At 55.9% G+C, this 20717-nt stretch carries 24 protein-coding genes; 5 read left to right on the top strand and 19 right to left on the bottom strand.

From position 1 onward, the window contains the following. Positions 1-138: 138 nt before the first annotated feature. Together EJA70_RS23960 and EJA70_RS23955 are read right to left on the bottom strand one after the other, a co-directional pair. Entirely contained in the window at positions 139-990 is an 852-nt protein-coding gene (locus tag EJA70_RS23960) for an HNH endonuclease signature motif containing protein (RefSeq protein ID WP_158834005.1), read from the bottom strand. A 131-nt stretch (positions 991-1121) separates the two neighbouring features. Then, positions 1122-1346: a hypothetical protein gene (locus tag EJA70_RS23955; protein ID WP_158834003.1), complete on the bottom strand. Its 225-nt coding sequence runs from the start codon at positions 1344-1346 to the stop codon at positions 1122-1124. Between the two features lie 431 nt (positions 1347-1777). Here EJA70_RS23955 and EJA70_RS23950 point away from each other — a divergent pair, with 431 nt between their 5' ends. Next, positions 1778-2500: a hypothetical protein gene (locus EJA70_RS23950; protein WP_158834001.1), complete on the top strand. Its 723-nt coding sequence runs from the start codon at positions 1778-1780 to the stop codon at positions 2498-2500. 78 nt (positions 2501-2578) lie between these two features. Here EJA70_RS23950 and EJA70_RS23945 read toward each other — a convergent pair whose 3' ends face one another. After that, positions 2579-2860 (bottom strand): helix-turn-helix domain-containing protein, encoded by a 282-nt coding sequence (locus EJA70_RS23945; protein WP_158833999.1) that lies wholly within the window; start codon positions 2858-2860, stop codon positions 2579-2581. Positions 2861-2972: 112 nt separating this feature from the next. Between EJA70_RS23945 and EJA70_RS23940 the strand changes: the two genes are divergently transcribed. Then, entirely contained in the window at positions 2973-3653 is a 681-nt protein-coding gene (locus EJA70_RS23940) for an SOS response-associated peptidase family protein (RefSeq protein WP_158833997.1), read from the top strand. Between the two features lies 1 nt (position 3654). Here the strand turns inward: EJA70_RS23940 and EJA70_RS23935 are convergent, their stop codons facing one another. The 3 genes from EJA70_RS23935 to EJA70_RS23925 all read right to left on the bottom strand — a co-directional run bounded on the left by EJA70_RS23935 (position 3655) and on the right by EJA70_RS23925 (position 4995). Beyond that, positions 3655-3885, bottom strand: coding sequence for a hypothetical protein (locus EJA70_RS23935; RefSeq protein WP_158834105.1), 231 nt, complete (start codon positions 3883-3885; stop codon positions 3655-3657). A gap of 181 nt (positions 3886-4066) precedes the next feature. Continuing rightward, positions 4067-4570 (bottom strand): lysis system i-spanin subunit Rz, encoded by a 504-nt coding sequence (locus EJA70_RS23930; protein WP_158833995.1) that lies wholly within the window; start codon positions 4568-4570, stop codon positions 4067-4069. Beyond that, positions 4570-4995 carry a cell wall hydrolase gene (locus tag EJA70_RS23925; protein ID WP_158833993.1) on the bottom strand — a complete coding sequence of 142 codons (426 nt, stop codon included), beginning with the start codon at positions 4993-4995 and terminating at the stop codon, positions 4570-4572. Before EJA70_RS23925 ends, EJA70_RS23930 begins: the two co-directional genes overlap by 1 nt. A 135-nt stretch (positions 4996-5130) precedes the next feature. Between EJA70_RS23925 and EJA70_RS23920 the strand changes: the two genes are divergently transcribed. Beyond that, positions 5131-6087, top strand: coding sequence for an acyltransferase (locus EJA70_RS23920; protein ID WP_158833991.1), 957 nt, complete (start codon positions 5131-5133; stop codon positions 6085-6087). Positions 6088-6246: 159 nt separating this feature from the next. On the opposite strand, the gene EJA70_RS31180 is transcribed toward EJA70_RS23920, so the two are convergent. The 8 genes from EJA70_RS31180 to EJA70_RS23885 all read right to left on the bottom strand — a co-directional run bounded on the left by EJA70_RS31180 (position 6247) and on the right by EJA70_RS23885 (position 13897). Continuing rightward, positions 6247-6375 (bottom strand): hypothetical protein, encoded by a 129-nt coding sequence (locus EJA70_RS31180; protein WP_256677723.1) that lies wholly within the window; start codon positions 6373-6375, stop codon positions 6247-6249. A 2-nt stretch (positions 6376-6377) separates the two neighbouring features. After that, the gene (locus EJA70_RS31175; RefSeq protein WP_256677722.1) at positions 6378-7595 is read right to left on the bottom strand and encodes a hypothetical protein; all 1218 of its coding nucleotides are present in this window, start codon (positions 7593-7595) and stop codon (positions 6378-6380) included. Between the two features lie 24 nt (positions 7596-7619). Beyond that, positions 7620-8300, bottom strand: a complete 681-nt coding sequence (locus tag EJA70_RS23910; RefSeq protein ID WP_158833989.1) for a hypothetical protein — start codon at positions 8298-8300, stop codon at positions 7620-7622. Beyond that, entirely contained in the window at positions 8300-8605 is a 306-nt protein-coding gene (locus tag EJA70_RS23905; protein WP_158834103.1) for a hypothetical protein, read from the bottom strand. Before EJA70_RS23905 ends, EJA70_RS23910 begins: the two co-directional genes overlap by 1 nt. Positions 8606-8620: 15 nt before the next feature. Further along, positions 8621-12184 carry a host specificity protein J gene (locus tag EJA70_RS23900; RefSeq protein WP_158833987.1) on the bottom strand — a complete coding sequence of 1188 codons (3564 nt, stop codon included), beginning with the start codon at positions 12182-12184 and terminating at the stop codon, positions 8621-8623. A gap of 58 nt (positions 12185-12242) precedes the next feature. After that, on the bottom strand, positions 12243-12851 hold the full coding sequence (locus EJA70_RS23895; protein ID WP_158833985.1) for a tail assembly protein: 609 nt from the start codon (positions 12849-12851) through the stop codon (positions 12243-12245). Positions 12852-12902: 51 nt separating this feature from the next. After that, positions 12903-13304 (bottom strand): hypothetical protein, encoded by a 402-nt coding sequence (locus EJA70_RS23890; protein ID WP_158833983.1) that lies wholly within the window; start codon positions 13302-13304, stop codon positions 12903-12905. 86 nt (positions 13305-13390) lie between these two features. Further along, positions 13391-13897, bottom strand: a complete 507-nt coding sequence (locus EJA70_RS23885; protein WP_158833981.1) for an N-acetyltransferase — start codon at positions 13895-13897, stop codon at positions 13391-13393. Positions 13898-14138: 241 nt separating this feature from the next. Between EJA70_RS23885 and EJA70_RS23880 the strand changes: the two genes are divergently transcribed. Together EJA70_RS23880 and EJA70_RS23875 are read left to right on the top strand one after the other, a co-directional pair. Next, positions 14139-14447 (top strand): hypothetical protein, encoded by a 309-nt coding sequence (locus tag EJA70_RS23880; RefSeq protein ID WP_158833979.1) that lies wholly within the window; start codon positions 14139-14141, stop codon positions 14445-14447. An 80-nt stretch (positions 14448-14527) separates the two neighbouring features. Next, positions 14528-14806, top strand: a complete 279-nt coding sequence (locus tag EJA70_RS23875; RefSeq protein ID WP_158833977.1) for a hypothetical protein — start codon at positions 14528-14530, stop codon at positions 14804-14806. Between the two features lie 109 nt (positions 14807-14915). Here the strand turns inward: EJA70_RS23875 and EJA70_RS23870 are convergent, their stop codons facing one another. From EJA70_RS23870 to EJA70_RS23850, 5 genes are read right to left on the bottom strand one after another with little or no spacing between them, the layout of a single operon-like run. After that, entirely contained in the window at positions 14916-15680 is a 765-nt protein-coding gene (locus EJA70_RS23870) for a C40 family peptidase (RefSeq protein WP_158833975.1), read from the bottom strand. Position 15681: 1 nt separating this feature from the next. Further along, positions 15682-16431 (bottom strand): phage minor tail protein L, encoded by a 750-nt coding sequence (locus tag EJA70_RS23865; protein WP_158833971.1) that lies wholly within the window; start codon positions 16429-16431, stop codon positions 15682-15684. A gap of 9 nt (positions 16432-16440) precedes the next feature. Further along, positions 16441-16779 (bottom strand): phage tail protein, encoded by a 339-nt coding sequence (locus tag EJA70_RS23860; protein ID WP_158833969.1) that lies wholly within the window; start codon positions 16777-16779, stop codon positions 16441-16443. Beyond that, positions 16779-20405: a phage tail tape measure protein gene (locus EJA70_RS23855; RefSeq protein WP_158833967.1), complete on the bottom strand. Its 3627-nt coding sequence runs from the start codon at positions 20403-20405 to the stop codon at positions 16779-16781. Before EJA70_RS23855 ends, EJA70_RS23860 begins: the two co-directional genes overlap by 1 nt. 10 nt (positions 20406-20415) lie before the next feature. Further along, positions 20416-20709, bottom strand: a complete 294-nt coding sequence (locus EJA70_RS23850) for a DUF1799 domain-containing protein (protein ID WP_142579744.1) — start codon at positions 20707-20709, stop codon at positions 20416-20418. Positions 20710-20717 lie beyond the last annotated feature (8 nt).

The raw sequence follows: 20717 nt of genomic DNA, 5'->3' as shown, positions 1-20717 counted from the left end.
CACCAAAAAAGGCCCCCACACCGGGGTCAGGTGTGGGGGCCGATTGAACATAGGCTGGAATTCAATGTACCGATCGTCGAAACCGATATCGGCAATAATTAGCTTCAGTTTTGTGAAAAAAACCGGGAGAATTTTACTTTATTCAATACCAAACATAGCGGCATCTATGGGACCGGTAAACACAAGAACACTGTCATCGCCGTCGCCACTCACTACTAATGGCATAGAGTTGACTCGGTTTAAAGCAAGAGCATTACATACATTTATTGCTTTCTCAGTAACTACAATAGCAGAGTTCCCTGATGGCCAAACCCCCTGAACGCGAACTTGCCCTTCTTGTATCACCTCTAGATCAAGCATCGTAACCTTTCCGTCTGATGCATATTGAGGCTCTGATCTTCTCATGAGTAATAGTGCGGTGGCTGGCAGATAAAATTTGTTAACGGGCGCAGTAACCCTGAATCTACCAGGCCTTTGTTCTAATAGTACGTCCTTGTCTCGATGCACCTTGAGATTATTTTCTGAAACTTCAAGGACAGTGTTTCCTACATCATCAACAAATTTAGCGCTTACTTTCAACCAATTGTTTTTTACAGAAAAACTCAACTTGTTTCCACTTGACAGATTAAAGACTACTGTATCTCTCTCTTTCTCTTGTTGCAGGGAGACAGTTCCCATGCTGAGCCTAGTCACCTCAGCAGACGGAACAAAAATATTGGCTTCAGCATGAGGCCGCTCCTTGACTACGTTCTTCCATCGATATAGCAACTCGTCACTGATCTTAAAGGTTCCGTTATGGCAAGCGTCATGACAAGTTGGGCATACTGCAATCATGTGTTCACTATCATGCGCCTTGTAGATACTCCATTGACGAATGTGGTGTATCTCAACACGGGAGTTGTTGCAGCCTGGGTTGGCGCATTTGCCATTAGATTCATGCAGTAAGCCTTCCCTAATCTTTCTTGGGATACGTCGCGCTATCACTGCCATTATCTTCTCCAGAATTAATCTAACCAGGGGCTAGAGCCATAGATTATTTTTTGATCTAAACCTTATACCCTGAGAGTCTACTTTAGCGTAGCCAATGACTTAAGCGTTTAACCCTGTCCGGTTGCTACCTGTCAGGGCGATGCCAGCCGTAGCCGTGTAATGGCATCTGTGATCGCTTTTGCGTTTTTATCCAAGGTTTCCATAGCCGCGACCGCATTTTCTGCAACTGTCTCTACACCATTCTCTGAAAGCCATTTCGTGACCTCTTCTATTGCCGCCCCGAGCGCGTGCTGGTTGTGTAGAAGCAATGTCAGCGCATCTGCAGTGGCAATGTTTGCGTCTGAATCATGTGGCATAGAAGTGTTCCTTGGATTTGGGCTCGCAAGAGCCTAGCTCATCCGATTGCAGACGAAGGGCAGTCGGCCATCCAGCGCGTTTATTTACGCACCAAAACAGCGCCCCAGTCCCATCTCAGTCCCATATGGCCTTTTTTCAGACACCAAAAACCACAAACCACCGACTTTCTCTAGGAAAATCAGGGGTTTGCGTTTACTGAATGTGGCGGTGAAGGAGAGATTCGAACTCTCTTATCGCAAAAACAACGCGAAGAACGCCGCTAACCGTTTGGTGCCTGGAGGCGCGCCCCTAGTCCAGACTGCAGCGAGTAGAGCTGTTCGATCTGGCAGAAAGCTGCGAATTTTTTACATTTCGTCGCCTCCCTCTCGCAGGTTTGCCGCCCCTCAATTACTGTACATGCATACAGCACTTGTACAGCGAATCACGCAGCATGAATTTCGACCAGGCGAAAAACCTCCGGCTCAAGCATTGGCGCGACACACTCGACGACCAAGACTTCCGTATGCAAAACCCCGAGGGGCACCGTGAAACTCTTCACGAAATGGCGACAGCCTTGCAAGCCGAAGGGTTGATAGATCAAGTTGAGCAATTCGACATGAACGAGATGGCAGACGCGGCCTATTGGCATGCTGTCGAGGAGTTGCAGAGTTCGCCAGGCCATTACCGCGGCGCATCGACTTATGACGTCGTGCAGGCAGATAACGGAAAGCTACTCGGGACGATCAGCCGCTCGATTTTCAACTTCGCGAATGACGAGCCTCGCGGTGCCTCCTTCGCCTACGACGGCAAGGTCTACTCTGACGCGGATAGTGTGCGGCTGACCTTGGGGCTTTCCAGAAAGATTGGGAAGATTTCAGGCTTGGTGCTGGAAATGAACGGGCGCCGGTATCAGTTGGTCGAGACCGAACGAATGATTGCCGGCATAACCCACCACCCTCTCTCTGACCCTGACGCCTATCGGGCGCTCGTAGATGCGGCTCAGGTTGCACAGGAAGAACGGGATCTGCGCACCTTTGAAAAAGTGCGACCTCATATTGAGTCGGCAGCTTTCTGCATCTGCCCCGGCTGCCTCGATCACTTTGGTGTGCGTGACGATTGCCCGACCTGCGCTGGAAATGGATTTGTGACGAAGCCACCACCCGCTTCAATTTAATGCCGAGAAAAGAAAAGCCCGCGAAAGGGCGCGCGGGCCAAAGATATTGCAGGACAAGCTCAATGGTAGACGGCGTTTTTAGCTTCGTGCTGATTTTTTTGCGGCATCTGTCGGACTCATTGGCGCATTGGTACCTGTGACAACATAAAGAATATCCACACCTATTTTCGCCAAGGCAGCGAGGTAGTCTGCTTTTGGAATGCGAAGACCTCGCTCATATTTGTATTGCGCATCTGTCTGGACGCCACCGATTAAACCGAATTCATGCTGACTCATATTAAGCCTCGCACGCTCCCGGCGAAGACGATCACCGATTGTAACAGCTGCATCAGGGCCAACTGAAAAGCGACCATCCTTCATTCAGGCACCCATCTCTTTTAAGATTTTTTGGATGCTACCAGCGAACCCTCATTACGTAAAAACAACCCTGCGTCTTAGGTCTACGCTGAAAGCATCATGCGAGGATCTTATAATGTGCGGACGACTTACCCAGTACAGCGGTATTCATGACTTCGTTGCAGCGCTCAGCATGCCGAATGCCCTAATTAGCTCGGTGGGCGAGCAACCTCTCGAGCGATACAACGCCGCACCTACCGCGCAACTCGTCCTCTTCCATCAGGAAGGCGATTATCTTCACGCCGACATGGTCCGATGGGGATGGCGCCCGCATTGGGCGAAGGATCGCGCCGCGCCGATCAATGCGCGGGTCGAGAAAGTCGCCCACGGCCCGTTCTTCCGCGCGATCTGGCCGCACCGGGCGATCATCGCGATCAATAACTGGTTTGAGTGGGTCGACGAAGGCACCCCAAAGAAGCAGCCCTACCTGATCCGGCACCGGGATGGCTCACCCATTCTATGCGCCGCCATCGGCCAATACCCGAATAACGAGCATGACGCCAGCGAACACGACGGCTTTGTGATCATCACCGCCGACAGCGCAGGCGGAATGGTCGACATTCACGATCGGCGGCCAGTGACACTATCACCTGAACTCGCCCGCGAATGGTTTGACCCGGACACGCCGAATGAGCGCGCTGAACAGATGGTGCTGCACCAGGGTGAGCCGACAGAAATGTTCGAATGGTTCAAGGTTGACCGGGCCGTGGGGAATGTCAGAAATCAGGGACCAGACCTGATCAAACCAGCGGATTGACTCAACCCTTTGCCAGTGATGTCAGACGCTCCACCAGAGCAGCTTCAAAAATGATGTACAGCCTTTCAGCATCACCGGCGCGCAGAGCCCCGCCGGTTTCCAGCCCAAGCACGAAGCCATCCGCTCGTGCTCCCGCCTTTACAGCGATGATCATCGAATCAGCTCGGACAATTTGCGCCAGCAGCCGATCCGCTTCTCTCTGCATCTTCTCGCTCAGCACTACGCCTTCCAATTCAGCCACCTATTACCTTCACTACGACATCCAATACATGACGGAAAGGACGACTGAAACCCAAATAATCGTCATCAAAATTGAGTAGCCCGCCAGTTGCTTGTCCATGTTCACCATTCGTCCCGTCCGAGTCTAAATGATGGTTCACGGCTTGCGACCTCGCAAGAATGGCGCGGCGCCATCACTGCTGCAGACTCTTCACATACGCCTGGCAAGCCTGCAGCGCGATCAGTCCGCGGTCGCCGGTGTCGGTGATTGCGATAATTCTCTGAGCATACGCCGGGTCAAGTCGGGCGCGTACGACTGCATGATCCACGCCGCCGGCGCCGGGGGCGGCAGACACTGAACAGCCACCGGCTGAATCCGCGTCGAGGAGGACTGACAACCGGACATCAGCAGTGGCAAGGCGATCGCGCAGGCGAGCCTGATCCTTTTGTGCATTGGTCATTTTCTCGAAGTGGGTTTGCTCGCTGGCTGCCAGCTTCTGCTCGAGCGCCAGCCGCTTTTCCTGCTCGGCCTGTTGCGCGGTGGCGGCAGCCTGAGTCAGTTGATTCATGGTGTCGGCGTGCTGCCGCGCCTGCTCGGCCAGCTGCCTGTCGTAGCGCCAATCCTGAAACTGCCAAGCACTGCCGGCGCCGCTCAGCACCAGCGCCAGCACTCCGACCAGCTTCCACGGCACGGTCATCACGGCACATCCTTGAAGAAAACGTGCCCGCCCAGCCTCAGCGTCTGCTTGGCTTTCGCCGACCATGCTGGGGCCGTCTTCATGGCAATCGAGTAGTAGTGCGTCGCTCCACCAGTAGGATCAGGCACCTTTCCGTCGATCACTTGGTCTGCTGCAATCCGCGCCTGCGCCAGTTCGCGAAACGGGATCTGCTTCGCCCCGCTCAGGTAGGGGAAGTTCGGGTCGTTTTTGTTCCAGCAGCTGAACTGGTACGGCTTCTGGCACACACCGGCGTATCCCTCCCCCCACCACGAAATAGTCTTCCCATCAAACACACGATTTCGTATCGTCCAGGCCACGGCCACCTGCCCGGCCGGTGATTCCCCGCGAGCCTCGCCCCACAGCGTGCGGGCGAGGATGTCGCGGTCTTTTTCAGTTGCTGCCATCACTTTTCTCCAGGCAAAAAAATACCCGCTCGAGGCAGGTGTTCTGGTGGACCTGCAGCAAGTGCAAATGGTTGCTACAGAGGATTTGGGTTAACATCACGCGGTTTATTTAGCCGAATTTGCAATGGAATACCCATGAAACAAATGGATACTGCAAGCGCAGAAAGATACCCAAACTTTGATGTACTGCGATTATTCTTAGCTTTTATTGTAGTCGTCGCACATCTTTATCTGTTCTGCACTCCAAACAGATCTTGGCAAGCTTGGATAATGGCCGTCCCTGCATTTCTAGCGATAAGTGGCGTTGTCGTTTTAAAAAGTTATAGCGAGAAAACATCACTAAAAGATTTTGCTATACGGCGCATCCTGAGAATCATCCCAGCGCTTACGGCCTCTCTGTTACTTACCTATTTTCTATTTGATTTCACTGTTACAAAAAACTCAATTACAACATGGCTGACTGGCGGAATTTATCTACCAAAAAATGGCTATACCAATCAAGCCCTCTGGTCACTAGCTTGGGAAGAACTTTCCTATTTAATGCTGGCTTTTCTTTGGTTTATTGGAGCATACAAAAAGCCAATCTTAATCTGGGGCGCTCTTGCACTTACGACCGTCATCGCTTTTTCTTTATCTGCTTACAGAAGCGACCCACTAAGCATCACGCTAGCGCTATTAGCACAAGCCTTTTTTGTGGGGAATCTCGCGTTTTTATATAGAGCGAGGCTTAAGGTGTTCGGTCTGGTGCTACCTTGGGTTTTCCTGATTGCACTATTGGTCTCTCCACCTTTCCCTATGCGCCCGCTACTTCAGGCTGCAGCTATTGTATTGGTCGGCATTAGCGGATACCCGTTAATTCGCAGGAAACTGCCCGACATCAGCTACGGTATATATATTTACCACATACCAATCCTTCTTTTCATAACCGAAAAATTAAGAATCACTGACATATTAAACGCTAGCGTAATTTTGGTAGTTGTCCTGATTCCGACCTGCATCGCAAGCTGGTTTCTAATTGAGCAACCATGCATCAGATTTAAACGACGCAATCACGTAGGCACAGCAATTAGGGCAAGGGAGGCATCAAGCTAAATCAGGCTTGGGAATCGCATCGTGAACTCACGAAGGGCAGAGCGTAACGCCAGCAATGGTATCGTTGATTGCGTCGACTCGACCTTGCAACGCGGTTACCCGCGCTGTTGCCTGGCGTGTGCGGGCGTTCAAGTCAGCCGTCGTCTCGCGCAACAAATCTTAAGCAGCGATGGCGTCGATTAATGACTGGGGAATTTCCTCGACAAGGCTTTCACCCCGAGCCAACTCCGCTTGGGTGAATTCGGCGCCGACCGCGCGCCAGCCGTAATCGGTAGTTGCGTAAGGCATGGTTACCTCTCAAATCGATAGCCGGACACGCGCACCCGAAACAGGCCGCTGCCCGGGGTCGCATCGAGCGCGTAAGTGAATCGTTGGCTTGCATCCAGCACCAAATCTGCCGAACCGCTCGAGCCTAAGGTGATCGCCAGCAGATAGTTGCTGGCGCTGGGCGTGAAGTTGACCTCGGAATTGGCAATAAACGCGTTACCGACATTGGTCGTCAGCAGGTAGTTGGTCTTCGCCTCTTTGGACGTCAACGGTACGATCGAGCTGCAATCAACTGCAGTGAACGCTGTCGCCGCCCCCGCAACCACGAGGAAAGGTGCAAGGTTCAGCGATTCCAGATAGAACACTGTGCTGTTCTGCAGGTGGATGATCTTGTGAAGTTGGGCTGATGAGTTCGTCACCATTGAACCCAGGTAGCGTCGGCTCGAATCGCTGTTTTTATTGCGGGCCCTGCTGAAATACGGTGTGGCTGGCGCGATGGTTACTGCTTCTATCGCGGCGACACCGGCATTGTCGTACAGGTAAATGTGATACCAGGTGTTGGCCGCCAAACTCAATGCGGACAGCGTCAGCGCAGCAGCCACCTGCACGACCTTCCCGGTACCGGGGATGTATGCCGCCCCGGTACCAACAGAAAGCGAATTCGCGCTGTTCCAGGACAGCAGAAGCCCCTCAATGTAACCGGGAGAAACTCCGCCCTGCGCAATCGTCAGCGGCTTCGACAACCCTGTGATCTCCGTGATGTCGGAGTTCTGCCCACTCTTCGCCGCGACAAGAGTCGCACGCCCGGCAGCGGCGTCTGCATCGTCTATCAGCGATTTACCAAAGTTGGAAAACCCGAGCGCCGTCAGTGCCTCGCCCGATGTTGCGCCGCCCGTGCCACCTTTGCTGATTGGAAGAATTTCATAGTTGCCGGTCGTACCGAGCGCCGCCAGCTTTTGGCCCCACTGATTGACCAACGAGCGCAGCGCATCGGCCGAGTCCTTGACATAGCCCTGCATCGGCGCCACCGCGTAACTGCCGGCAGCGTTTGTGGCGCTCTGATAGTTCGGTGAGATCGACATGGCCGTGTCGCTGGCAATGTTCGTCACCTCGTACCAGCCACCATCAGGCCCACGGAATGCGTCGCCGACCCGGCTATTAGCAATGAACGCCGTGCCGGCACCGATGACCGCGTTGGAATTTTGGGTGACAGAGACCGTTCCTGATTTGTACCAGGGCATGGCAGCATCCTATAGAAAGCGAATTTAGACGGCTTGCTTGGCAAAAACCGCTAGAAGGAAAAAATTGAAGGGGTTGTTGGCTGCGACAGTTACGGCGTAAAGCGTGTTTCCCACGAAATCCCACGTGCAATACAGCTGTCTGGGAATCGTCCCGCCGGACACCATGTTCATGCCGAAATTATTGATCAGCATGAATTCGTTTTGCGGGAAGCTGAACGGCACCGAGTAGTAGTTCCGGTACAGGCCTTGATCAGTCATATCGGATTTCACGTAGGTCCAGTTTTGGAAACTGCGCGTGAAAGTCGCGTTGGGGGTTCCTGAATCGAAGAGCATTTTGCCGGTCCCATCCCACAGCCGCATGCCGTACTGAGCCACTGCTTGAGCGGCGAAAGCACCAACAAAATAGCGACCATTGGGCTGGGCGGTAGCGGTGCTGTAAGCCCGAACATAGAAGCCAGTCCAGTTTCCAGCCGATCCGATCAGCCTCATGCTGCTCAAGCCTGCGATGCCCGCGACGGTATCAGGGCGGACAAATACGAGAGGTGGCTCTTGCGAAGTCACCGGCCTTGCGAAGTAAGTAGTCGACCCCATACCTCCCTCTTCGGTCGGGGCGTATCTGCCGCTGGCAATTACCATCAACCTTGAAAACTCCGAGTCGATGGTGACCACGTTGCTGTTGTTGGTGAATTCGAGTCCATAGGCCATCAGTTGAACCTCATGACGATCAGTCGCATCGTCCCGGACGCGATCGTGCTTGCGTAACCACGCGTGTGGTTATAGACCCGTGCCACATTGTCGATGAGCTCTGTTTCGAACTGCATTTGCTGATTCGTATAAGCCCCAATCGGCACCACGATTGCAGCGCCATTTGCTGGTCCGACGCCCGGGACGGAGAAGTCTTGGTTGGTCTTCGCAGCATTGCTGAAAGTGACCAGCGTCGAAAACACCACCCGGATGGTGAACGAATTCTCATCGACCTGAAGCGCCCCGTCGGCGCCCCAGATCCGCATGCCATGAGCCATTGATTACCCCAGATAGCCGAGACGCACACGCAACACGTTGTTGACGTCGTAGACCGAGACGTTCAGCGAGTTGATCACCAGCCGACCCTGTCCAGGCACGATGCCGTTGATCTCCAGCGTTCCGTCTTTATTGAGAATCCAGCCTTGCTGGCCGGCGATATAGTTGATGGAGCTGATGTAGCTGCCGATCTTGGCGTTGGTGATCGTCCCGTCAGCGATGAACGCCGAGTTCATGAACACTTGGCCGCCCTGCACCGCGAACGGTACCGAGATCGCGCCGCCGGCAATGGTGTTGACGATGGCGAATCGATCCGCGCTCACCAGAAACTGGCTCTGCAATCCGGCGCCGGTATTTTCGATTCCAAGCCCAATACCCGCCGCGACGTACTTTCCGTCCTGCGTGACCTGCATCTTCACCGACCACATCGTGGTGAGCTTTCCGCTGGTGTCCGCGTAGGCAGTCGAAGTTTCCTGAATGGCGGCAGTGTTCTCGCCGACCTTCGCGGTAACTTGGGTGATTGCCTGTGCCGTGACTTCCTTATCGGTTGCCACGGTTTGCCGCAGGTCAACAACAGCCGCCTGATTCTCACCGACGGTCGACGTCAGTTCTGTCATGGTTCGGGCGGTCGTTTCGTTTTCCGACGCCCTCACCTTCGACTCGGTCGCAATGCTGGAGGTACTGTTCCAGCCTTGCAGCGCATCAGCGAGATCACCCTCCCCGCCGTCGTCTCGGAAAGATGCACGAAGAGCCTGGAAGGCCGTTGCTTGCGCCGTAACTACGCCGTCTAGTTCGGTAATCTCGGCGGTATTGGTCGCAACCTGCTGAGCCAACCCGTTCGCCGTTTGCACGGTCTGACCAACGTCCAGCCAATAGGTAGGATTGGGTGGTGGGGTTTCAATCGGCACCGGGCCTGTGGCTTGGTAGATCCTCTTGCCAACCACGACAAGGTCGTATTCCTCGTAGGTGTCGTCTGGGTTGTAAGTCTTCAGCCCGTCCAGCGCATCAATCTGCGCCTGAAGTCCCGGGATTTTGTCGATCTCGTCGAGAATGTCCTGGCCGAGCTCTGTACGACCGATCTCCCCTGCGATCATTTCCAGAATTGCCGCCGCGTCTGAACTCGACTGGCCCTGCACACCCATGCCGATCGGATACCAAGGCCCGATGTTGCCGATCTTGTCGACGATCCGCCCCCAGAAGTAAAACGTCACGCCGGCACGCAAGCCGAGCATGGAGAAGTCACTTTGCGGGTAAGCCAGGTCGGTCAGCTTCGTGGCCGCGTCCAGTTGAGTCGTCGGCCCGTACCAGATTTCAGTGCGCTGACTATCCTCGGCGCCAACCGGGAAGCCCCACTTCAGGTAGATGCCAAAGAGCAGCGGCGTAGCTGTCAGATAGCTGAGTGCCGGTGGCAAACCCTGCTTGCCCTTGAGGTTGGTCAGGATCGAGTTGCGCCAGATCGACGAAATGTCGAACGCACTCACCGCGCGTACGCGGGCCACGTAGGCGCCCGCGTAGATGCCGACCACATCGACGTTGGTCATGCCGGTGCGCTGAAGCTTGATCCAGTTGCCACTGTCCTTGCGCCACTCAACGTCATAGCCAACCGCGCCATCCACGGCCGGCCAACTGATCGTCATGGTGGCTACGGCCAGACCCTGCACAACCGATGAGGTGGAGACGACGGTGACGCTTGCCGGCGCCGGCACAACGGTAATCGGGATTACGCTGATCGGACGCTCTTCAAGGCGCGCGCCGGTGTCGATGTAAGCGAATTTGCTTGGGTCGTACTGCAGCGCACTGATCTCAAAATCGCCCTCGGTGGTGCGCCGAGTGCGCAGCACGCGGTACAGCGGGATCGCCAAGTCATTGGCATCGAGCGCCCACTGCAATTGCGCGATCGGCGGTTCGCTGTAGTTCGTCGTTACGGTCACGGCGCGGCCATTCACGCTTTGCACCGTGCGGCCTTCGGCGCGGCCGCCGGGCAAGTTGATGATTAGACGATCACCGGCCTTGGCCTGAGTATTACGATCAAGCGTGACCACGCGGCCCGACGCCAATGAGATACGCCCGCCCACCTCGCGACCAGCCAAGAGCGAATCAGCCACGGGGATGATGTGGCCCGGCAACGGAATCACGCCTTCCATGCCAGTCTTGAATGACACGGTGCGATCTTGGTTGTTGCTGAGGATCGCCCACTTGCCGCGCCGCTGCGCCTCCGACGCCCGGGTGCAGCCAATGGCGCTCAGCTCGGTCGGCCGGTCGCCGTACCGACGCTGCAATTCCAAGTCAGCGAACGGAATGACGTCGGTGTCGTAATTGTTTGCCGGGTTGTCGTAACTGACCAGCGCACGGGTATAGCGTGTCTTCGCTGAGGCGCTGCCATAGGAAAACTTGCCGTCGATGACGTTCGCGCGGGTGAAGACATAATCGAAGTCTTGCGCGCGCGGCATGTCGGCCTGCATCACCAGTTGGCCCTGAGCCCAGTAGGTCATGCCCCGGTAAATGCCGGCGATATCGCGCAGCAGCGACCAGGCATCAGCCTTGCCTTGCAGGTTCATGTCACACAGGAAACGCGGCTCGACACCATTCAGACCGTTCGGCACCATCTGATCGCAATACTGCGCGATCCTGTACAGCTCCCACTTGTCGACCATGAACGGTTTGATGCGCTTGCCCAGACCGAAACGGTCTTCGGTGCACACCCCGTAGGTGATCCACGCCGGATTGTTGGTCCACGCCGACTTCATGCTGCCATCCCACGTCCCGGTGTAGGTGCGCAGGATCGGGTCGTAGTTGCTCGGCACCATCCAGCGCCGTGCCTTGCACTTCACGGTCACGGCCGGGATGTTGCTGAACTGCTCCGCGTCGAACTCGATGTAGAGCAATGCGGTGTTCGGGTAGCGCAGCTTGGCGTCGATCACCTCGGTGTAACCGGCGATCAGCATGGTGTCGGCGATCTTGTTGCTGTTCTGGTTTGGCGTCAGGCGGCGCACGCGGATCTGCCAGCCGCTGGTGGCATCCGGTAGATCAACGCGGATAGACCGCTCGTAGCGCGTAGTGGTCTTGCCGTCCACCGCGCCGGGAAACACCTGCTGATAAGCCCCACCATCAGTGGCCAAATCGATAGCGAAGTCGATGCGGTAGCCGCCGACATTGCCTTCGTCATCTTGCCGCTGAAGCGCCGGCCAGGCAAAGCGCATACGAATTGCGGAAAGCTGAGTGTTGGTGATCGAGCGCACCCAAGGCGCATCGCTGCGTAGCTCAACGTTCAGCGACGTCTCGTTTTCAACGGACGGGATGCCGGGTATATACGTTTGATCGACCGAACCTGAACGCCAATCCCACCGCACGTTCGGGAAGTTGTAGTTGCCGCTGGCATCACGGATCGGCGTGTTGTCCAGGTAGATGTCGTAATCCGTCGGGACGCTGTCGAACTCACCCTCGCCCACGGCGATCAGCAGTTTCGCCAAGTTGGTCGAGCGCAGGCTGTCGCTGGCTTCGACCGGCGACTTCGGCTTGCTGCTGCCGCCCTTCTCGCCGTGGATATCGATCTGTGCTGCTGCGCCCATGCTTTCCTCCAGGCATAAAAAAACCGCCTCGCGGGCGGTTGGTGTGCTGCTGTCCTGATTACACTTTGTCTTCAGCTAGGATCGAGGCTGAAATGATCATCCCGCCCCATCGGCGTTCGCCGATGCAGATCGGTACCGGGTTGCCGCTGGCCGTGGTGTTCTTGGCGCTGCCGAAGGCATAGGACGGTGCGTTTTCGGGGGATGAGCTTTGCGACAAGCCGCCCTGCTGAGGACTGAGCATCTGGATGACACCGCCTGCTGTAGAGGCGATACCGCCCGCGATCAACGCTGCACCTTGCGCAGTGGTAGAGCCATATGCGAAGAAACCGACCGCGATCAGCACCACGCCCAATACCGTTTGCATCAGCCCGGCACGTTTGCTGCCGGAGATAACCGGGACGATTCGAAGCTCTCGGGTGCCGCCCAGATCAAAGGCCTCCGCCGCTTCATTCTTCCGATTGCGAAAGATGGCAAAACGCATCCCTAGCCGGTCAAGTCGTCTTATTTCACTTTCGAAACCGTCCAGGGTTGCCTTCAGTGCTTTGAAAGCCTCCCAAACCTGCTTACTGTCTATTTGGCGCCGATGAACTCGGCCAAATTTCTTCGCCAGCGACCCAGACAGAAGGATCGTAGTCATTGGATTGTAAGCAACCGCTAAAGCAGCCATGTTTTTCTCCGCGCACAAAAAAGCCCGCAGCAGCGGGCTTGATGGATGATTTCAAATAGCAGTTGGTGAGATATCGAATGAGTCGCCTGAAAGGGTTATTCGACGCCTGATAGTTTCACCATTTTTAGCGTCCACCTCGCGCTCGACCAAACCCCATCCGCCGCACGCAGCACTAGGTTTAACGCCGAGGACGTGCTTGCCTGCCTTCACGCCGAATCGGGCGACCTCACCTGAAGCAAACTCCGCCGCCAACGTGCCATCGATGTACAGCCGGTAGTTGCATCCCGAGCCATAGAGACCACTGTCACGGGTGACCAGCAGTTGTGCCTCAGACTTTCCGCTGAAAGCGTAGAGCCGATTGGCTGGGACTGGGTCAGCTTTATCCGCTGGAACCGGCGAAGTCGCACACCCAGCCAACAACGCTGCCGCTATCGCCGCTATCAAAATCCGCATGTGTTAGCTCCTTGTTAATAGCAGGAATCTACCATAGCCACACGACGCGCAAAACTGAGCACCAATCCATCGCATGCAGCAGCAGGTCATGCACTACTATCATTCGCACCACTGCTGCCCATGCTTTGCTCCCTTGACTCAAGATCCTTTGGGGCGAAGCTCAGCTTCCACTTCATGTGGCCCGCCGGGGTAACAGCGAAATCCTGAGCTGCAACCTTCCAAAACTCCAGCGCTTCCTTTTTGGTTACCTCAATATAGAATTCGGAAAATCCTTCGTTCGATACATACTCAGAAAACAGTGCCAATGTTTTACGAGCAATCCCCAAGCGTCGAAAATGCGGAGCCACATAGAAACGATACAGCTCTACAAACTCATCACATACTCGAACGCTACAAAATCCAACACGGCCGGTGGTTCTCCGTTCAGGCGTCTCAATATCAGCACGGATCAAGAGGCAACGCTCCTCTATCAAGTCCTGACCATCAATCACTGCGTGAAACGGACTATCCGGGTCATTCTGCAGCCAGCTGGTTCCCACATCGATTGCAACAGCGCGGTCTACTGACTCCAGTTCAAGTACCGAAACACTCATGCACGCATTCCTTGTGTTGGATTTTCCTAATGACGTCTCAGATAGTACCTGGTAAGAGCTTGCAACCCTAGATCTCAGCTCATAGAGGCGAGCGCCTCATAAGGTTCTATGGCAAGGCTTCTATCGCAAGCTATTACCAGCAACCTGTCCGGGCATCCAGCGTGGATGGATTGCCAGTGGCAGAATTGGATCCACTCGTAGTAGCGTTCCGCCAACATCAACTAAGCAATGAGGTATCGGCGTGGCCAATAGTGGTATGGATTTAGATGAGGCTGTATTCCAGTATTTACTGATCAAAAACCAAACGGGCAAAGCAGGTTTCTACACTGATGTAGAGGTGCTACGACAGGATCTCGAAAAGCAGTTGGATAAACCCATCACAGCAACCCAGATAAAAACCGCCATAGAAAGTACCCGATACACACAGCGCGATTTCATGGGCAATGTCACTGGAATTTCGCCTTACCAAACTGTGTATAGAGACAAGGACTTGTTCCAAGTTTTAATGCCCACGTTCGTGTCTGACTCGACTTCTACGTGGGGCTGGTAAAGGATTCCCCAGTCCTTTGCCTGCAAGCCCAAGGACTGGGATTACGCCAATTTCGGCGCGGATAACGCAAGGAAAGAGAAATGAGCAATGCTGAAGAGCCAATGACAAACGATACGCTGGACGGCTCGTATAACTACGGGGTGCTTTCTGTACTGCAAGTTCTAAGCGGCTTCATTTATGAAAAATCGACCCCTCAAGAGCGACAATACCTAAAAGAGCAGCTAGCTCGCGCAAAAGCGAATCCGATCGCCAAATGGAACCGGAAGGAGGAAATCGATTTCTTCGAAACCCCTTTTGAAGCCGTCGAGTCAACTATTAAAGGGATTGATGATCACGTAGCGACTCACGCGAAGGGCTAATTGCCGCTTTAACTTTGTACATAGCTGCAAGCTTTGAAAGCAGTTCATCTTGAACTGCTTCCTTCTCCGATAAGTTGTTCATAGTCAAACTCCGAGCGGCTTCGCCGCGTCATTTGGTTGGTTGTGCATTTTTGTGCCTGAGAATCAGGCGTGTTCGGTCGAGCCAAGGGCCACCGAAAACGATGACCTCAGACGGTCTTCCGTACAGGTGATGCAACAGGAATGGCCCGGGGCCGAACGTTGCCGCATCCTCACTTGGTAGTGCAGGATCAGTACCGAGGAAGATCCCGGCATGGTTCGGGTAAACCGTCCGCCCCACCTCCATCACGATCATGTCCCCGCGTTGCGGCTGGTCGACCCGGTAGAACCCGGCTGCCTCATAGTTCGCTTCGTACAGGCTGGTGTTGTTCTTGCTCTCCCACCAGGCATCCGCGCGCTTGAACGCTTCGAACTCCAGGCCCCATTCGCGCTTGTACCAATCTGCGCAGACCTGCCAGCAGTCCCACGCGCCGTGCACGAAGGGTCGCTTCAACAGCGGAACTTCTCCGGAGGGCATGAGCGTGCGTAGATCGCCTTCCGGCCAACTGAGTATGTGCCAGGGCAGAGCCGTGGCCTCGCACATGGCGAGGTCGCGCGGCGAGGGTCTGCTGGTTGCGTCCGGATGCGAATGAACTACACCGATTACTTCGCCGATATCTTCGGCAGTCGCGTACTCCTCCGGGTCGATGCGGAATTCTTCGTTCGGTTCGGTGGAGACATTGCGGCACGAGTAGTACTGCTGTTTGCGGCCAACCACCAGCAGCAGACCGCAGCACTCTTTGGGGTATTCGACAGCCGCATGTGCCTGGATCGCGTTCAAGATGTGCTTTCGCATGTCAGCTCCGTGCGATGAGGGAAACAGCCGGGAAGCCACCGAACGGCAGCGGGTTACCCTCGCCGAAGCGCGGGATGCAGCCCCGGCCCAGCGTGGCGTCACACTCGTCCAGCTCGGGGTTGTCGGTGACGATGCCGTCCTTGGTCACGTATGGCCCGGTATAGCCGCAGTTCGGCCCGCGATAGCCGCCGGTGAGACACCAATGGCACAGCGTCGTAGCCTGTCTGCCAATGGATTCATTGCCGACGTCGCCCGGGCTGGCCAACTCCCAGCTAACCGTTTCCCCGTCCTCATTTGTCTTCTGGTCGATGTACCAGACTTCAATCGTCTCTTGGGTTGGGTCAGCAGTTGGGTTGCCGGCGGAAAAGTTCGCCGCGTCGAGGTAGGTGCCGAGCGTGTGACGCATCGTCAGCTTGAACTCGAGCAGATCCTCGAAAGCCAGACACAGCGCGGTGATTCGTCCGTTGACGTTGCCGACTGAAAGATTCGGCCGCACCGCAGTGCCGTCGCCGTTCGCCTCGATGCCATCGATCTGCATTGGCCAGGCGCTGTACTCATTGCCCTGCCAGTAAATCGCTTTCGCCGGCAATTGGTCAGCATTGGCACCGGCAGCGATCAGCTCGGCGGCCGTGTGCGGAATGGCGTGCCCGTGGAAGCGCAGAACGTCTGCGCCGTAGTCCGTGCCGTCCAATTCAAAGAGCAGCACTTCGCTGCCAGGCTCAAGCACCTGGATGTCACTGATCAGCGGCATGGTTGCCCCTTATGGTTGGAATGCACGCTCGAAAGTGCCAGTGAGTTTGAAAACTCCGCCACCCACTGGTGTGGGCACGGGGTTCTTGCACGTGAATAGGCCGAGTTGACCCAGAGGCGTCGTCCAGAGAAACGCTTTCGCGCCGGCGTGACGATCAAGGAAGCTCATGATCTCAAGCACTTTGGCTTGCGAGCCGGTGTAGGTGAACGGGTAGGAATCTTCCTTGTTGTTTGGGCCGTCACCCACTTCCTGCTTGTAGCCGTCCCCAAACTGCGCGGTACGCACCCGATATGTAATCTCGGGCGAGTCGCCGTGCTGGGTTGGCCATGTGAATTTCTCGATTGCCATCAGGCTCTCCCATTTACATTGCGGAAGCTGGTGCCGCCGGCACGCCAAGAATCAGCCACTGCCTTTTCAGCGACCGACTGCATCTGCGATTGCAGGCTTTTCGACAGGGCTTGCTGGTCGATTTGCATCCCCTCAGATCCGCGATCTTGCGTTACGACGGTGACCGGTGCGCTGATACTGATCGTCGTTCCGGAGCCGCCAGCACTGAGTGCGCGGACGCCCAACTGTCCGCCAGCGGTTCGGGTCAGAGGCATGATTGCCTCCTCCCCTGCCTCGCCCATCACCCCAAGCCCGCCACCAGCCATGCCGAAGGCTGTCGGTTTGCTCACAACGGAGTTGGTAAAGGCGCCACCATTGGCGAACATCTGCACACCATTGGCCCAAGCACCGCCGTCAGCTTGTAGATAGGCCGACGAATAACCCGCCTGTGAAGCGCCAAGGTTTGAAGAGGTGGCACCAGCAGAGCCTGCTGCAAGGCCGTTACCGGTCCCGGCTGCGCTACCAGTGAAGTAGCTGGTAGCAGCGCCAACCAAGCTGCTAAGCAGCGCCGAACTGGCCTGCCGAGTGGCAATGCGCGCCATGTCCGCCAGAATCGATTTGGTGAAGTCGGCGAACGACAGTTTCCCAGTCATGGCGAAATTGACGATCGCGTCTTCCATCGAACTGAAGGCGTTGGTGAAAAGGCTTTTGGTTTGACCGGCGACATCTCGGGCCGATTCCAGGTAGTTCTGCCACGCCGACGATGCGCCCGCGCTCCAGTCGCCCTGGGCCGCCGTCATCTCGTCGTAGTTGGCTTGAACCGTGTCGTGCAGATCCTTCTGCGTGGCTTTGAGCGCCGCCAGTTTTTCGGTGTACTCGTCGAGGCTCATGCCGCGCGAGCCATCGCCATACTGGTTGGCCAGATCGAGCTTCTGCGAGTTGAAGCGGTCGTCGATGGCGTTCTGCTGATCCGCCAGGCCTCGCTGCCGGTCTCCTTGGCCAAGTCCCGCAGCGGCACGCTGGCCTTGTTCGCGCAAGGTATCAACTTGCTGCTGCAATGCGTTGGTGTAGGTTTGAACCGCCTGCTCCTGCTTCCTGAGCCGGCCTTGTTCATTCTTCGCCAGCACATCCAGTTCGCTGTCCGCCGCCTTTTGTGCCCGAACCATATCCGCGCGCGCATCTTCGATTTTCTGGTCGATCTGAATACGCTGCTCGGCCGTGGTGCTGGCCTTGGCCTTCGCCGCTTCAAGCGCCGCAATCTCGGCCTCATAAGCGGTCGTGACCTCGTCCTTCTCGTTGCCGATCAACGCTTCGCGCTTCAGCAGATATTCCTGCTGCGAGATCAGCCCGGCCTTCTGTGCGGCATCCAGTTGTTTCTGGGTGTTCGCGTATTCGGCCTGGATCTCCTTCAGGGCATTTTGTGCGGCGTTGTAACCGGTGAGGTCAACAACGCCTGCGGATGGAGCCTTGGGATCTTTGTATCTGTCCTTGATGTTCTGGATGTCTTTCGCAACGAGCTTCTCATCGAGAAGGGGGCTGGTTGCATTCCTCTTTCTGAGCTCCTCGACACTTTTTCGATAATCAAGTATCTCCTTGTCGCGCTTCTGCTCATTGCTCTGGAAGCTCTCGCGAACCTTGCCGATATGCTCTGCAGCTGATACGGCTTTCTTTTCCTGCTCCTGAGCAAAGCCCTTAGCGGCGGCCCGGCGATCCTCCTCACCCTTCTCTATCAAAAGTTGAGTTTTTTCGGCCTCGAGTTTCGCAATGGCATTGGCCGAAAGTGAAGCGCCAAAACTCCCCCCCAAGCTTTCGCCCTGTACCTTGAAGTCGGCTATGCGCCTTTCAAGATCCGACATTTTGTCAGCAAAGGATTTTTCTCGGCCAACGTTGAGCATCGCGTCCCAAGCGCCTTTCGCTCCGTCTGCAACATCCTTCCAGGCAGCCTCGATAACACCGAGGTTTGCTTTCACATTCGCCGAAACAGTGTTCAGTGAGTCGGCATAAGCCTTGCTCGCAACGGTCGCAGCGTCTTGGGTTCGGCCCTGGCGTTCAAGAGACGTGATCTGCTCGTAAGTGCTGACCGTCAGGAAGTTCATCGACTCGTTCAAGGCAAGAACTGCCTTTACTGGGTCTTTGGCGATTTTCTCGAAGTTTGCGACGGTCTCAGATGCAGCTTTTTCAGTCGCGTCCTCAAAATTTGCCGCCGCTGTGGCGATCATTTCGAACGAGGTGACCGGGATCCTTGTTGATGCCGCGAGCAGCGCCAGGCTCGCAGCTGCCTCGTTGATTGTTCCATTTGACTCGGATACCGACTTGGCCATAACACTTAGTTGCGCTGCCGTTGTTCCCGCAGTATTTCCGGTCATCGCCAGAGCTGTAGTGTATGCAGTGGACTCCGCGCTGCCCTGCTTGTATGCGAACCCCAAAGCCGCAATGGCTGCCGCTGCAACAACGGCGCCGCCAAGAATCAGCCCAAGTCCAACCCCCAGCGGAGGTGTTGCGGCTCTAAGGGCGTCAGTTGCTTCCTTGGCATTTTTAGTAGCGTCAGCTGCAGTGTTTGCACCTTCAGCCAGATCGGACAGGCTCTCGCCGGCCTTGCCGGTGCTCTCAGCCATATCCTTGGCGTTGACAGCTATTCCCGCCAACGACTCGCCGAGAACGGCCGCACCGGCGCCGCCCGAGAATATCGACTTAATTTTTGCCCCGAGGGCATCAAAGGTGGCTCCCACACCACCGAACGAATCCTTGATCTGCCCACCCTGCTGGATCAGCACCAAGAGCGGGTTTTGCCCGCCGACCAGGCTGGTGAAAATGTCCGTGAACTGCGAAGGAAGTTGGCGAAGCGCCGCTTCGGTCTGTTTCGAGCTGGCACCGGTTTTTTTCAGACCTTCATCAAAGTCGCCCAGCTTCTGCCGAGAGGCATCGATACGAGCGGAGTACTCCCGGAACGTATCAGCGTCGATCAGCCCTGCGGCCTTGTACTTCTGCAACTGCGCCTGTTGCTGATCCAGCTTGTCGAGCGCGGCAATGGCAGGGTTGATTTTGCCGAGCAGTGTTTGCAGACCTTCTGCCTGAACGCCGGTGGCAGCGGCCGCCTTTTTCGCCGCGTCGGCTTGCTTGTCAGTTGATCCAACCAGCGCATCTGAATCAGCCTTCAGGCGACGAGCAAGCGCCGCCAAACTGCTGGCCGAAGACCCGGAAGCATCCATTGCCGCCGAATTGTTCTCCATGCTTGTGGTCAGGCGCTGGTAGTACTCGCTCGACTCCAAGGACGCTTTGGCCATCGCCAAAAGGCGACTTTTCGCATCCTCTGTAGATTCTCCCAGTTTCACTTCGGCGGTAGTGAGCTCAGTAGTTGCCGCCGTAGTGGTTTTCAGCCCCTGCGTGACCTCCGCAAGCGAGCGTCCCACCGTAGCCATCAGTTGGGCGGTGGCGTCCTGCTTGGCATTCAGAAGCTGCAGCTCTTTCACGATCTGCTTGGTGTCACCTGCCATGCTGGCAAGGGCTTGCTCCCACGCCGAGCCAGTTCGCTTTGCTGCCTCCTCCGCGTCCTTGCCCGCATCGACCAATTTGTCGAGGTCAGTTGCTGCCTTGACCGCATCGCCCGAGTCAACCTCGATGCCTAACTGCGCGATAGTGCCCGACATGAGTGCTCCATTACTTTGATTCGCTCATGACGAGCAGGGCCTCGACCTCCATAGCCTGAAGGTCTGGGAAGATCTCTCTGAGTTGTTTTCTGGATGTGCCGACAAAGTCGGAGACGTCTCGAAGAGCTGTGTAATCAAGGCCGGTAGCCCCGCCCATGCCCGTGCGCCACTGAGTGGACATGGCGTTGAAGAGCACGAAGGCCGGCCAGTTTTCGGCCAGCACTTCGCACTCTTCCTCGGGGATGTCAGAGATGGATAAGCCGAACGCCGCCAGATCCGCCTCAGACGGACCAGGCTCGTACATCAGGCGGG

Origin of the sequence: Pseudomonas sp. PB103, from assembly GCF_009764635.1 — a bacterium.
Classification (GTDB): domain Bacteria; phylum Pseudomonadota; class Gammaproteobacteria; order Pseudomonadales; family Pseudomonadaceae; genus Aquipseudomonas.
Note: the sequence above shows the minus strand (reverse complement) of the source record. Positions and strands in the feature narration are given on the sequence as shown.

What these genes read in the sequence shown, in the direction of transcription:
- EJA70_RS23960 (WP_158834005.1), bottom strand. Translation starts at nt 990, where the DNA reads ATGGCAGTGATAGCGCGACGTATCCCAAGAAAGATTAGGGAAGGCTTA.
- EJA70_RS23955 (WP_158834003.1), bottom strand. Translation starts at nt 1,346, where the DNA reads ATGCCACATGATTCAGACGCAAACATTGCCACTGCAGATGCGCTGACA.
- EJA70_RS23950 (WP_158834001.1), top strand. Translation starts at nt 1,778, where the DNA reads ATGAATTTCGACCAGGCGAAAAACCTCCGGCTCAAGCATTGGCGCGAC.
- EJA70_RS23945 (WP_158833999.1), bottom strand. Translation starts at nt 2,860, where the DNA reads ATGAAGGATGGTCGCTTTTCAGTTGGCCCTGATGCAGCTGTTACAATC.
- EJA70_RS23940 (WP_158833997.1), top strand. Translation starts at nt 2,973, where the DNA reads ATGTGCGGACGACTTACCCAGTACAGCGGTATTCATGACTTCGTTGCA.
- EJA70_RS23930 (WP_158833995.1), bottom strand. Translation starts at nt 4,570, where the DNA reads ATGACCGTGCCGTGGAAGCTGGTCGGAGTGCTGGCGCTGGTGCTGAGC.
- EJA70_RS23925 (WP_158833993.1), bottom strand. Translation starts at nt 4,995, where the DNA reads ATGGCAGCAACTGAAAAAGACCGCGACATCCTCGCCCGCACGCTGTGG.
- EJA70_RS23920 (WP_158833991.1), top strand. Translation starts at nt 5,131, where the DNA reads ATGAAACAAATGGATACTGCAAGCGCAGAAAGATACCCAAACTTTGAT.
- EJA70_RS31180 (WP_256677723.1), bottom strand. Translation starts at nt 6,375, where the DNA reads ATGCCTTACGCAACTACCGATTACGGCTGGCGCGCGGTCGGCGCCGAA.
- EJA70_RS31175 (WP_256677722.1), bottom strand. Translation starts at nt 7,595, where the DNA reads ATGCCCTGGTACAAATCAGGAACGGTCTCTGTCACCCAAAATTCCAAC.
- EJA70_RS23910 (WP_158833989.1), bottom strand. Translation starts at nt 8,300, where the DNA reads ATGGCCTATGGACTCGAATTCACCAACAACAGCAACGTGGTCACCATC.
- EJA70_RS23905 (WP_158834103.1), bottom strand. Translation starts at nt 8,605, where the DNA reads ATGCGGATCTGGGGCGCCGACGGGGCGCTTCAGGTCGATGAGAATTCG.
- EJA70_RS23900 (WP_158833987.1), bottom strand. Translation starts at nt 12,184, where the DNA reads ATGGGCGCAGCAGCACAGATCGATATCCACGGCGAGAAGGGCGGCAGC.
- EJA70_RS23895 (WP_158833985.1), bottom strand. Translation starts at nt 12,851, where the DNA reads ATGGCTGCTTTAGCGGTTGCTTACAATCCAATGACTACGATCCTTCTG.
- EJA70_RS23890 (WP_158833983.1), bottom strand. Translation starts at nt 13,304, where the DNA reads ATGCGGATTTTGATAGCGGCGATAGCGGCAGCGTTGTTGGCTGGGTGT.
- EJA70_RS23885 (WP_158833981.1), bottom strand. Translation starts at nt 13,897, where the DNA reads ATGAGTGTTTCGGTACTTGAACTGGAGTCAGTAGACCGCGCTGTTGCA.
- EJA70_RS23875 (WP_158833977.1), top strand. Translation starts at nt 14,528, where the DNA reads ATGAGCAATGCTGAAGAGCCAATGACAAACGATACGCTGGACGGCTCG.
- EJA70_RS23870 (WP_158833975.1), bottom strand. Translation starts at nt 15,680, where the DNA reads ATGCGAAAGCACATCTTGAACGCGATCCAGGCACATGCGGCTGTCGAA.
- EJA70_RS23865 (WP_158833971.1), bottom strand. Translation starts at nt 16,431, where the DNA reads ATGCCGCTGATCAGTGACATCCAGGTGCTTGAGCCTGGCAGCGAAGTG.
- EJA70_RS23860 (WP_158833969.1), bottom strand. Translation starts at nt 16,779, where the DNA reads ATGGCAATCGAGAAATTCACATGGCCAACCCAGCACGGCGACTCGCCC.
- EJA70_RS23855 (WP_158833967.1), bottom strand. Translation starts at nt 20,405, where the DNA reads ATGTCGGGCACTATCGCGCAGTTAGGCATCGAGGTTGACTCGGGCGAT.
- EJA70_RS23850 (WP_142579744.1), bottom strand. Translation starts at nt 20,709, where the DNA reads ATGTACGAGCCTGGTCCGTCTGAGGCGGATCTGGCGGCGTTCGGCTTA.